General features: G+C 50.5%; 9 protein-coding genes. 5 read left to right on the forward strand and 4 right to left on the reverse strand.

Annotated elements, in window-relative coordinates; translation table 11 throughout:
- Positions 1-157: 157 nt before the first annotated feature.
- On the forward strand, positions 158-910 hold the full coding sequence (locus L2725_RS18455) for a hypothetical protein (protein ID WP_249250304.1): 753 nt from the start codon (positions 158-160) through the stop codon (positions 908-910).
- 432 nt (positions 911-1,342) lie between these two features.
- On the opposite strand, the gene rsgA is transcribed toward L2725_RS18455, so the two are convergent.
- Positions 1,343-2,380 carry a ribosome small subunit-dependent GTPase A gene (rsgA, locus tag L2725_RS18460; RefSeq protein WP_249250305.1) on the reverse strand — a complete coding sequence of 346 codons (1,038 nt, stop codon included), beginning with the start codon at positions 2,378-2,380 and terminating at the stop codon, positions 1,343-1,345.
- A 493-nt stretch (positions 2,381-2,873) separates the two neighbouring features.
- On the opposite strand from rsgA, the gene L2725_RS18465 reads away from it, so the two are divergent.
- The gene (locus tag L2725_RS18465; RefSeq protein WP_115138122.1) at positions 2,874-3,086 is read left to right on the forward strand and encodes a cold-shock protein; all 213 of its coding nucleotides are present in this window, start codon (positions 2,874-2,876) and stop codon (positions 3,084-3,086) included.
- Between the two features lie 451 nt (positions 3,087-3,537).
- The gene (locus L2725_RS18470; protein WP_249250306.1) at positions 3,538-3,744 is read left to right on the forward strand and encodes a hypothetical protein; all 207 of its coding nucleotides are present in this window, start codon (positions 3,538-3,540) and stop codon (positions 3,742-3,744) included.
- A 91-nt stretch (positions 3,745-3,835) separates the two neighbouring features.
- Here the strand turns inward: L2725_RS18470 and L2725_RS18475 are convergent, their stop codons facing one another.
- Positions 3,836-5,815, reverse strand: a complete 1,980-nt coding sequence (locus tag L2725_RS18475; protein WP_249250307.1) for a TonB-dependent copper receptor — start codon at positions 5,813-5,815, stop codon at positions 3,836-3,838.
- A 268-nt stretch (positions 5,816-6,083) separates the two neighbouring features.
- Between L2725_RS18475 and L2725_RS18480 the strand changes: the two genes are divergently transcribed.
- Positions 6,084-8,735 (forward strand): parallel beta-helix domain-containing protein, encoded by a 2,652-nt coding sequence (locus tag L2725_RS18480; RefSeq protein WP_249250308.1) that lies wholly within the window; start codon positions 6,084-6,086, stop codon positions 8,733-8,735.
- Between the two features lie 70 nt (positions 8,736-8,805).
- Positions 8,806-9,987 (forward strand): SO2930 family diheme c-type cytochrome, encoded by a 1,182-nt coding sequence (locus tag L2725_RS18485; protein ID WP_249250309.1) that lies wholly within the window; start codon positions 8,806-8,808, stop codon positions 9,985-9,987.
- Here L2725_RS18485 and L2725_RS18490 read toward each other — a convergent pair.
- Positions 9,938-10,990: an AraC family transcriptional regulator gene (locus L2725_RS18490; protein ID WP_249250310.1), complete on the reverse strand. Its 1,053-nt coding sequence runs from the start codon at positions 10,988-10,990 to the stop codon at positions 9,938-9,940. The two genes, L2725_RS18485 and L2725_RS18490, sit on opposite strands and share 50 nt — an antisense overlap.
- Positions 10,991-11,146: 156 nt before the next feature.
- Positions 11,147-12,178, reverse strand: a complete 1,032-nt coding sequence (gene sohB, locus L2725_RS18495) for a protease SohB (RefSeq protein ID WP_249250391.1) — start codon at positions 12,176-12,178, stop codon at positions 11,147-11,149.
- Positions 12,179-12,297: the final 119 nt, after the last annotated feature.

Below are 12,297 nucleotides of genomic sequence, written 5' to 3' on the forward strand. Positions count from 1 at the left end.
CTTAAAAAGGCAACGAAAGATCGTCGGTAAATACATACCAACTGGATGTCCAACACTCCGGTTACTTTGCGTTGTCGCTGCGTTTCAGACTAACGCAAAGTAGCCTATGTATTGGTGGTCCTTTATTGCAGCGTTAAATTCTTAGGGAAAAATGGTAGTGGATCTGGCAAATATAGATAGTAAGGTATTGATTGGGCTAATAACGCCAATCTTATTAGCAATCGGCTATTTTTATCGAGCAAGGAAAGAGAATATAAAAAACAAAAAGATTGCCCTTTATATTCTTCTCGAAATTTGGCATAGAATTTCTGTTTTCTACAGAAAGGACTTCGATGATGTATTTGAACAGGTAGTCAAGGAAATAAAGAGGCAGTTTCCTGATGCAAATATATCAGACAGTGAAATTAGTGCATCTAAGAAACACTTTACTCCGATATTAGTAGAAACAGCAAGAGGAATTGCCCTTTCCGACTTAGAGAATTACCAAGAAAGATACCAAGAAGCCATTTCGCTCATATCTTCAGATGACCCAATTTTTGCATATAAAATCACCTCTGCTAGTCAGACAAAGAAATTCCTGAAGTTTCTTGACTCATATCTGGAAAAGTCTCTAGCTCCAATAGAAGAAAATGAAATTGGTAACGCGCTATCTCAATCGCTTAAATCTCATATGACTAAGCATGTTGAAATCGATTCCATAAAGGATCTCGAATCTGACATTCGTAAGCTTTCTTTAAAAGTGAGTTTTTTTACATTTTTATCATCTGTTTACATCATAAGAAAGCGGAGAAGCAATTTAGCTTCAATAGGAAGTGGAGAGGTCGAAAATCTGGTTGCCAATGTATTGACTCCTGCAATGACCGAATTTAACGAGACAATACAGCCGAGCGCTAATCGGCCGACTGATTGAAGCGTGATATCCCCTAGAGCCCAAAGTAACTCCTGTCCCTATGTTATTTGCACAAAAGCTGAGTATTGAACCAGATCCCCGTCCGAAGTTGCCGGAGGGGATTGGATGTAATAGTGAATGTCATCATGGATGAAAACATAAGCGGCGCTGAGCCAGGGATGGTGAATCGCCGCTGGTCACGTCAATTACATGCAATGCACGATGGGTGACAACTTCGGTTGGGGCAGCGAGGGAGATGCAAGAGGGCGAATGGCCACTACATGGCCAGCCATGAGCGCGAGAAAGGGATTTCGAGCTGGCAGTTAAACATGGAAGTTGTTAGCCGCTGTTGATACCCTCTTGCCCGAGTGAAGCCTGGAAGGCTTCGATTGTAGCCGCTGCAAGCGGCATGTCCCAGAGGGACAAATCTGCGTTCAGCCTAACAAAGTATGGCTATTTAAACTTTTTCGCTCTGCGGGCCTGGGATTGCACTGTGTTGACCATCTTGGAGAAGGCGCGGTCTTTGGCACGCCTCTGCGCTAAAGATGCAGTATTGTGAGACTCTTCCCGCAGCAGCTTTTGATAGTTCTCCAATCGCCTTAATGAGAGATCCCCTGTTTCGATGGCGGCTCTGACGGCGCAGCCAGGTTCACTCTCGTGCCCACAGTCAGCAAAGCGGCACTGGCTTGCCAGGGCTTCAACATCGGCAAAGGTGGCTTTAATACCCTCTTTAGCGTCGCTGAGTTGCAGCTCGCGCATCCCTGGGGTGTCCATCAACAACCCACCTTCAGGCAGCCACTTAATGGCACGGTAGGTGGTAGTGTGCCGCCCTTTACTATCCTGCTCCCGAATACTGCCGGTGGCCATTTCACTTGTACCAAGCAAGCCATTGACCAGAGTGGATTTACCTACACCGGATGAACCGAGAAAGGTAAGGGTTTTGCCTTTCTGGCAATACGGTTTCAAGGCTGCAACCTCATCACTGTCCAGACCATTGACGCAGTGAACACTCAACAGAGGGTCCAGCTTTTGCACCTGAGCGCGTATACTATCAGCGTCTGCACATAAGTCTGCTTTCGTGAGCACGATAACCGGCTCAACGCCCGCCTCTCTCGCCAGCGCCAGATAGCGCTCAATTCGGTTGAGACTGAAATCATCGTTCAGTGAGCTGACAATAAACACAATATCAATATTGGCGGCAATTAACTGGCGCTCACGCGCTGTTCCGGCCGCTTTGCGCTGAAACAGCGACTGCCGGTCCAGCACCCGAATCAAACGCTCCCCATTAAAGACTACCCAATCACCGACGCAAATAACCTCCAGCTTTGGTGGCAGTTTGTAGCGCTTTACCTCGCCACCCGCCAGCAAAACCACTTCTGATTTATGCTGCTCAACAACTCGCCCCAGAGCACAAGACTCCAACTCTTCCAATGAAAGCTGCTGCTGAAAAAACGGGCGCATGCCCAAATCAATTAAAGAAGGAAGTGTCATGGTGATTTCTCTGATCTGAATATGGCGCCCAGCATAAACTATGAAGTTGTAGACAGGTCAAGCTAATGGCGATGCGGTTTAATTTATGGACCACAGGATTTCCTGGCAGGCATGTTTTATTGCACTTAAGGTGCGCAGTTATTGCTCTTCACGAGACACCCTGAACACAAGTCCTACCCCATAGTCAGGAACACCGACCACGAACGACAACACTGAATAAAATCAAGCAATTAGACAAAGATAGCAGACCGTTAAATAATTGCTTTACTCGGACGATACTGTTCGCTGCATTCAAAATAAAATCAGAAATAACTATCTATTCTACCAGCGAAGTGTATAGTGGCCGCTTGCTCATCGAGCATAGTTACTATTGATGTATTTAGTTCAAGATTTTCTCAGTTTCAAACTGAATCAGTTTGTCATAATTATCCTGCGATACCTTTTTCTTCATTTCCAATTTAGTAGCTTCACTTTTTATTTATTCGAGATACTTATGTCTGTTAAAACAACTGGTTCTGTAAAATGGTTTGATGAAACAAAGGGCTTTGGTTTTATTGCCCAGGACAATGGTGGCGCCGATGTGTTTGTACACTTCCGAGCCATTGCTGTAGACGGTTTCAAAACTCTGGCTGAAGGCCAGCGCGTTGAGTTCAACGTAGAGCAAGGCAACAAAGGCCTGCAAGCAGCTAACGTCACTCTGGCGTAACTGATTGTGTTTAAGGTGCCTGCAACCCCGCGAGTCAGGCACCTTAACAATGTGGCGATTTGCCACACTGCAACCCAACATCTGCACTCCAGATACCACCTTATGGCGTCACCATCCAGCGAAAACATTGGTTGTAAAGCTTCAAACACAACCCGTTCGTCGCGAGTTATATCTGTGCCAATCAAGACATTGGCCGACATCTGTTTCTCAATGGGAAGGACTGTTAAAGCGTCCTGATTTGACGAGATTAATCCCCTGTTTTCTCGAGCTGACATTTTCACTTTGTGAGTCAGGCTGTATCAGCAACACCAAGTTGGCAACGACAAGCCAGGGATTAAATCGTTCACCACAACCCAACACGGGGAAACTGTCATCAAATCAAGCTACGAATTGAACATGGCTTGATAGCACGCGAACAGAAAATAAGCTGGAGTTATAACAGGAGAGATCCATGCGAAAACCAACCCGTAAAGTCAGCAAAAAAGTACGTAAAGACAACTTTGATGAAAAATTCGAGCTGTTGGTTGGAGAGTATCACAAGGCCAAAGCTATCCTGGATACTCTCGCTGAAGATACCGTTGAGTACGACAAGCAGAAAAAGCAGTGTGACATACTGTTTGCAAATGCAGAGCGCTTCTTTAATTCCCGTCAAAAATAACTTGCCACCTGGATACCGATTAAAAAAACCTGCTTCGATGACATCCATGTCGTCTCGGCAGGTTGGAGTGAATCAAACGAAAAAGTCGGGGTTAAAACAGATATTCCAGCTTCACCCAGGCATTGCGGCCGGGCTCGTTCACCTTGAAGGTCGGCACACTGCCGGGAATATCATTTCCTGCACCGCTGCGGCTGATATGTTCGGCGTAAGTGCGGTCAAACAGGTTCTCAACCCCAAAGCTCAAACGCAGATGCTCGCCATGTTTCCAGCCGCCATTAAGGGCCACAGTGCCAAAGCCTGCGCTTTCACCCAAATCCTGTCCTGAGATATTGCCCTGTCCCACAGCGACCCTGTTCTGGTCGTCCACCACACGCCACAGCACACCGAAGGTCCAGTCACCAATGCTGTAATCCACAGTCAGGCGACCTTCCAGCGGCGATACCTGTCCCAGCGCTTCATTGTCGGTATCATTTTCCCCATGGGCGTATACCAGACTCAACTGGGTTTGCAGTGACTCGGTAATACGCCACTCGGCACCCAGCTCACCGCCCCAGATGGTGGCGTCGATATTACGGGATTTGCTGAAGCCATTGCGGTTATCAATCAGGATGTAATCTTTGATCTCGCCATAGTAAAGGGCACTTGAGAGCGTGACTGTCTCGACTTCATAAATCCAGCCGGCATCCAGCTGAGTCGTCTTTTCCGGCTCCAGGTCAAATGCCTTTTGGCTGTTATCGTCGGCATTGGCTTTCATGATTTCCCAGTAATCAGGAATACGCTGGGCATGACCCACGCCCAGATAGTACTGATGACCACCAAACTCATGCTCAATACGGGCAAAACCGGAGACCAAATCGTCCTGACGATCCCCTTGCTGAGCCACATGCAGCTGAGTATCCCAATGGTCATAGCGAATACCGGTTACCAGCATCACTGGCTCAAAGTCGTACTCAAACTCACCGAATATCCCAAACTGGGTGTAACTCATATTATCTTTAAACGGCTTGGCCAACAGATCATCCAGGCCGTTATCTACCGCAGGGTTAATGCTCCTGCCTTTATGTACAGAGTCCTGAAAGTCTGCCCCGGTGACCATGGACAGTTTGCCTATGCTCCACTGCGCCCAGATATGGCCCCCCTGAGTGCGTCGACGAACATTGGTGCCTGAGTTCACGCCCTGATCAAACTGATCCATCACATGGTCATTTTCATTGTGGTAAGCCTGAAACTCCATGGACTGCAGATAGTCACCGTTGAAGTCATGCTCTGCCATCAGGGTGAAATTTTCGTTTTCGATAACACGGGCTTTGTTGGCACGATCTGCATATTCTGCTTCGCCATCAGACTTGCCATAGCTGAGCTCCAGCACAGAGTCATCACCCGGCGTCCAACCCAGTGCAAAGTCCATATTGCGTCTGTCATAGCTGGACTGGATTGAGTTGCCATCACCATCTTCATAGTGGTCACTGGAGGATTGGTTGGCATCCAACTCCAGATAGTGATTTTCATCCCCGGCGGACAGCTCGACGATATAGTCCAGACGCTCAAAGCTGCCGGCCGTCACGCTGGCGCGGCCAGTGGCACTCTGGTCGACAAAGCTCTGCCTGTCTTTTTCAAACAGCACAGTACCAGCGCTGCCCACAGGGCCGTGGCGCACTGTCTGCGGGCCTTTAATCACCTCAATGCTGTCGTAGGATTCAGGGTAGATATAAGCCGTTGGCGGGTCCATACGGCCACCACAGGTGCCATAGACATGTTGACCGTCATTGACAATATTGATGCGTGAGCCGCCCAGCCCTCGCAATGAAGGATCCCCACCCGCACCGCCTTTACGACTGATACTGAAGCCAGGAATCGTCTTTAGAAAACCTGCGCCGTCATAGGCTGGCAATGGCAGTCTTGGCTTTTTAGGATCGGTCACCACACTCAGTGGCTTACGCATCAGCTCACCGGTGACCACGATGCGCTCGTCACAGCCTTCAGCCTTGTCACAGGTTGGCGCTTCGTCTGCCATCACCTGCCCCAATCCACCGCTCATCAGCAATGCCAGCAGCAATTTATTCCGTTTCATCCACTCTCACCTTGATTAACTCATGCAATTTTTTGCTTTGACTTCAGCCGACTCCCGGCTTGTTGCCCAGCATTCTGTGAATCTAAAGGTGAGATGACAAAAGATAAGTGCGCATCTGCGACAAGGTGTCGCACCTTGCCGAGACGGGGATCACAAGCGCACTGAATATTAACCCAAACTTAATTTTGGCCGGATTTCACATTGCCTATTTCAAACGAGTGTTCAATCTTGTGTTGTTACAAAACCATAACAATAAGCAGGAGATGCTATGTTCAACAAGAAACCTCACTGGTTGCTACCAACCATGGTTGCTTCCGCCGTCGCATTAGGGATAAGCGGCTGCGGCTCGGACGACAATGAAACCACAGTCACAGAACCTACAGCACCGGTAACGCCACCGCCTACAACAGGTCCAACATTCCCTGAAGGCGCTATCATGATTGAGGCGGGCGAGAACCTCACCACACGTATTCAGGAAGCGCTGATCAACGCCCAGAGCGGCGATGTGATCGTACTGCCAAAAGGTAACTTCAAAATTGAATCTACCCTGCTGTTTGACGGCGACGTGGATGGCGATGGTGTGTTTGCCAAAAACATCACCATCAAGGGTTACGGCATGGAAGAGACTGTGCTGGACTTCTCTGAAGCCAACTCAGGTGACGGTATCTTTGTTCAGAACGCAGTGAACATCATTATTGAAGATATGGCCGTTAATGAGGCCAAAGCCAACGGCATCAAGCTGAAAAACACCAACGGAATTATTCTGCGTCGAGTGGCGACCATCTGGGACGGTGTGCTGGATCAGGACAACGGTGCCTACGGCCTGTACCCGGTAGAGTGTGAAAACATTCTGATTGAGGACACCTATGTACGCGGCAGCGCCGACGCCGGTATCTATGTGGGTCAGTCTGAATATATTGTGGTACGCCGCAACATCGCCAAAGAGAACGTGGCCGGTATCGAAATCGAAAACTCCAAGTATGCCGATGTCTACGACAACGAGGCGTTCGGCAATACTGGCGGTATTCTGGTATTCGACCTGCCCATCAACAACGACAGATACGGCTCCAGCGTGCGGGTGTTCAACAACAAGGTGTACGACAATAACACCCATAACTTCGCCAATGCCTCGGCCAACCCTGCAGGGGTTCATATTGTACCGCCGGGAACAGGCGTCATTATTCTCTCTACCCGGGATGTGGAGATCTTCAACAATGAGATCACCAACCACGACACCCTGGGTATCACGATTTCCAGCTTCCACATTGCCGAGCCGGATGTAAGCACCTTTGTCGGTAACTACGCTATGCCGGGCCAGGCTATTGAAGATGGCTGGCGTGCCACGCCGCGCAATGTGTATATGCACAACAACACCATCACAAACTACGGCACCAAGCCCAATGGTTATCTGATTGAAGATCTTATTCAGGGTTATGTACTGACCCGGGGCGCCATGCCCGGCATTCTGTACGATGGTATCGGTGAAATGCTGGCCAACTCAGGGGCTGCTCAACAACTGGGCCTGAGAGAAATGCCCTTTGCCGAAGATGGCAGCGATAATATCTGTGCTCAGAACAATGGTGATGTCACTCTGGGACGCCTGATTGCCAACGGCAACGTCGCCATGAACCCGTTCGACTTCCTGTATGAGGATGAGCAAAACGAACTGATGAACTGTGCTCAGCTGAGCTTGCCGGTTCACACTGTCACATTTGGCGACGAGATCTTCGGCTGTGGTGTCGATGATGACACTGAAGGCTGTGATGGCGGCAATATTGTCGGCGGCGGTGGCAGCATAGGCGATGGTGAAGGTGGCCTGGTCGGTGACGGTGATCTGAGCCTGTGTGAAGTTTCTACCCAGGGTGTTAACTGGGAAGCTCTGACGGGTGCCAACTGCCCGGACTTATCTGACTACAATCTGTTTGCTGATGCCACCAACCCGGCCGGTGAAGCCAATTCTGGCGGTGTCCCTTATGATCTGAACACGCCACTGTTTACCGACTATGCGACCAAGTATCGCTATGTGTTTGTACCTGAAGGCGAGAAAGCCAGCTACCACGCGACAGAGTCATTCGACTTCCCAGTGGGCACTGTGATCTCCAAAACCTTCGCACTGCCAGCAGATACCGCCAATCGCGGTCTGGAAAATGAAGATCTGATTGAAACCCGACTGCTTATCCGCCGTGAAACCGGTTGGACTGCACTGCCCTATGTCTGGACAGCAGACAAGTCAGACGCAGTGCTGGCGAAAGCGGGTTCGATTCAGGGTAAAACAGTGAATCATAAAGGAACCGAACTGACCTTCGACTATGTGGTGCCCAGCATCAACCAGTGTAAGCAGTGTCACCAGTTCAAGGCCGATGACGACAGCAATGCGGTATTTATGCCGATAGGTCCAAAAGCCCGTCATCTGAACAAGAGCTATACCTACTCTGATGGCGCCATGAATCAGCTGAGCAAATGGACTGAGCACGGTATTTTGCAAGGTCTGCCGGATCTGTCTGAAGTCGATGCACAGCCTATTTATGACGATGCCAATGTATCGGATATTCCCTCCATGACGGACGAGCAGTTGATGCAAGCCGCCAAGGGCTATCTGGATATCAACTGTGCCCACTGTCACCGTCCGGAAGGTAACGCCTCCAACACTGGCCTGAAGCTGGAATACTGGCGTCCGTATGACGAGGATGGCGGCTTCTCTCACGGAACCTGTAAGTCACCTATCGCTTATGGTGGTGGCAACCTGGGCTTCGATGTGGTGCCAGGCAGCCCGGATGAGTCCATCACTCACTTCCGTATGGTCTCTACAGAGCCGGGGGACCGTATGCCTGAAATTGGCCGCAGCCTGTCACACGACGAAGGTGTGGCGTTGATCCGCGAATGGATTAAGCGCCTGCCAGCAGCCAGCTGCTCCAACTAAGCGGGGATCCCTTCCCCAAAGAGACAAAAGGGTCGGCTATCGCCGGCCCTTTCTATGTTGGAGAATTCATATGAACAAGGAAAGTATCCTGACAGCAGCCGCATTGCTGTTGCTCAGCGCCTGTGGCGGCGGTGGAGACGATAATGCCTCAGCCAATGAGACACCTGCGCCAACGCCCCCTACTGTGACTCCCGCGCCGCCTGAGGGCTCAAGCTCACCCTGTGATAGCGGTGATGGCGGGGTAAACTGGACGGCACTGGCAGAGGCGGACTGTGAAGACCTGTCCCAATATGGCCTGTTTCGCAACGAGCAGGACCCCAGCAGTGATGCCCATGCCCCGGGGTTCGCCTACCAGCTGGCTACAGAGCTTTTCAGCAACTATGCCAGTAAGTACCGATTCATCTTTCTGCCGGAAGGCAGCAGTATCAGCTACCGAGATCAGGAGGCGCTCAGTTTCCCCACAGGCACAGTGCTGGTCAAAACCTTCGCACTGCCTGCCGATACTCAGGTGCAGGAGCCGGAAAATGAGACCCTGATTGAAACCCGGTTGCTGATTAAGAGAGCAAGCGGCTGGACCAGCCTGCCCTATCGCTGGCAGGACGGCAAAGCGACCCTGGCGGTGGCCGGTGGCAGCGTATCCCATACACTGAACCGTCAGGGGGAGTCACTGACCTTTGACTATGCCATCCCCAGCCGGGCTGAATGCAAGGTCTGTCATCAACAAACCAATGAGGCAGGTACCAGCATAATCGCTCCCATTGGCGTGCAACCCTGGCTGCTGAATACCAACAATGAAAGTGGTCAAAATCAGCTGGCGCAGTGGCAATCCAGTGGCCTGATAACAGGCTTACCCGAGCTGGCAGATATCTCAAGCAGTGGTGCCATCGCAGATACCTCTTCCCCTTTGCAGGACAGGGCAAAAGGCTATCTGGCCGTCAATTGTGCCCACTGTCACAGTGATACCGGCTACGCCAGTGTATCTGGGTTGAGATTGGGCTTCTTTGTGGACCATACCAGCTTCAAATATGGTATCTGCAAGCAGCCCCCGGGGTGGGACGGCGGCGCAAGAGGACTGGACTATGACATAGTGCCGGGAAATGCTGAGCACTCCATCGTGGTTTACCGTCAGCAGCTGAATGAACCCAAAGACAGAATGCCGCCTCTGGGACGGGCTATCAGCCATACTGAAGGGGTCGAACTGGTCAGTGAGTGGATAGACTCGCTTCCCCTTTCTCTGGGGAGCTGCAATTAAGCCTGACAAAGTGACCGGGAGCATGCCCGGTCCAATGTTTGAAACTCTGGCGGAAGTGGCTGACATCCACATAACCCAGAGTTTCAGCAATTTCAGTGATACTCAATTCACCCTTCAGCAATCTGGCGATAGCCGCCTGGGCTCTTACCATATCAATCAGTGACTGATAGCCGGTATCCATAGATGACAACTTACGGCGCAAACTGCGGTCACTCATATTCAAACTGGCAGCCAGGGACTCAAGTTTGGGGATCTGCGGAAACCCGCTGCGGATCTCTTCCAGCACCAGGTCTATAAGTGACGGCTCTAACGGGGAAGGCATCTGACCGGCAGCATCGCTGAAATCGTAAACCACCGGCAAGCTGAGATACTCAGCGCTCACCCGCCACTCACAATAGGGCTGAGCGAACGTCAGCTCTGCTGTCGTCAGGGATTTAATATAATGGGCGGCAAAACCGGCACGCTGAAAGGCCAGTTGTGTATATTCTATCTGGACTCCGGTCAGCTCCCGGGCCAGAGTCAACAACACACCAATACTGTGCAGGAACACATTGTGATAGCGCTCGACTTGCTGTTTACCCGTGTTCATCCAGCGCATCACCAGCTCATCCCCCTCCTGCATCACCAGAGTGTCAGACAAGCTGCCAACCAGACGCGGCAACTGCATGACCACATTCAGGCAGTCTCCCAGAGTTTTACAGTTGGCGAAGTGTGGTAACAGGATATCAAGCTCAGACAATCGATACCCGGCACCAATTCTGGCGCCGACTTCAGGGTCGTGGGCCAGCTCAGATACAAAGTTGAGAGCGTAATCTACCTGCCAGACCGCCACAAACTGGCTGTGAATGACAGTGTTTTCATCCAACCCAACCTCTTTGAGCAAAGTGTTGGCCCTGGCAGGACCAAAATGCTCAGCCACGAACCCAAGAATATTTCTCAGCTCAAACGCGGGATATCCCTGATCCCCTATCATTCTATTGGCCTGATAAGCCGCCGAATCCATCCCTTTCCCCCTGAGGCTATGTTGCCCGACCACCTAACGTGATGCAGTTAACAGTTTTACCCTATTGGCATCGGAATGAAAAGCCCGAATCCGGGATTGAAAAAACAAAAAAGCCTGCAAAAGCAGGCTTTTAAATTCAGTATCATCAGCAGCAGATCAACCCAGGTTTTGGTTTTTCTCAGCCACTTTGTTCATCAAAGAACCCACCATGGCACTGGTACCATGGGCCAGCTTGTCAGACAGTTTCTTCTTCTGCCGATAGCTGATTTTAATGACCTCAGCACCCTGACAATGCTTCAGAATAATATCGTCACTGGTGGCAATCTCATCTACCAGACCAAACTCAACAGCCTGCTGGCCATACCAGTGTTCACCTGTGGCAACTTTCGTCAAATCCAGCTCCGGGCGGTACTTGCCAACAAAGGACTTAAACAAGGTATGGGTCTCTTCCAGCTCTTCCCGGAACTTCTCACGACCGGCATCGGTATTCTCACCAAAAACCGTCAGCGTGCGTTTGAAATCACCGGCAGTGTGCTGTTCATAATCGATATCATGCTTCTTAAGCAGCTTGTGGAAGTTAGGCAGCTGAGCGATTACACCGATAGAGCCCACAATAGCGAAGGGAGCCGCCACAATTTTGTTAGCCACACAGGCCATCATATAGCCGCCGCTGGCAGCGACTTTATCGACACATACTGTCAATGGGATTTCTGACTGACGCAGACGATCCAGCTGACTGGCTGCCAGACCATAACCGTGCACCATACCACCGCCACTTTCTACATTAACCAATACCTGGTCACGGCTTTTATCAGCGATGGTCAGCACAGCGTTAATCTCTTCGCGCAGGCTGGCGACTTCAGCGGCATCAATACTGCCTTTAAAGTCGATAACGAAAACCCGGGCCTTCTCTTCCTGCTCGCCCTTTTCTGCCGCTTTCTCTTCCGCTTTTTCCTGTGCCTTCAAGGCCTTTTCATAGGCCTTGAACTCTTTCTTATTCAGCAGCTCATGCTTGAGATAGTGAGTCAGATCCTTAAGCTCTTCAGTCAGGTTGGTTATCACCAACTCTCCTTTTTCGCTTTTCTGTCTGACCGCAGTGCCCAGTATCACCAGCACTACAGCCAGAATTGCCGCCACCAGTGTCACGGCCTTGGCCAAAAACAGGCCATATTCATATAGAAATTCCAACGTCAGCTCCATTCAGGTTTGCCGTCCCCCGCTTTGTCGCATCACGCAGCAGGCCGACATAAGGTGCAGTATTCTATCAGAAGTGATGAGGCACAAAAAACCCGGCATACGCCGGGTTT

The sequence above is a fragment of the Shewanella corallii genome, assembly GCF_023349125.1.
In the GTDB taxonomy this organism is placed as follows: domain Bacteria; phylum Pseudomonadota; class Gammaproteobacteria; order Enterobacterales; family Shewanellaceae; genus Shewanella; species Shewanella corallii.

Coding starts and splice junctions, on each gene's coding strand:
- rsgA (WP_249250305.1), bottom strand. CDS start 2,380: ATGACACTTCCTTCTTTAATTGATTTGGGCATGCGCCCGTTTTTTCAG.
- L2725_RS18465 (WP_115138122.1), top strand. CDS start 2,874: ATGTCTGTTAAAACAACTGGTTCTGTAAAATGGTTTGATGAAACAAAG.
- L2725_RS18470 (WP_249250306.1), top strand. CDS start 3,538: ATGCGAAAACCAACCCGTAAAGTCAGCAAAAAAGTACGTAAAGACAAC.
- L2725_RS18475 (WP_249250307.1), bottom strand. CDS start 5,815: ATGAAACGGAATAAATTGCTGCTGGCATTGCTGATGAGCGGTGGATTG.
- L2725_RS18480 (WP_249250308.1), top strand. CDS start 6,084: ATGTTCAACAAGAAACCTCACTGGTTGCTACCAACCATGGTTGCTTCC.
- L2725_RS18485 (WP_249250309.1), top strand. CDS start 8,806: ATGAACAAGGAAAGTATCCTGACAGCAGCCGCATTGCTGTTGCTCAGC.
- L2725_RS18490 (WP_249250310.1), bottom strand. CDS start 10,990: ATGGATTCGGCGGCTTATCAGGCCAATAGAATGATAGGGGATCAGGGA.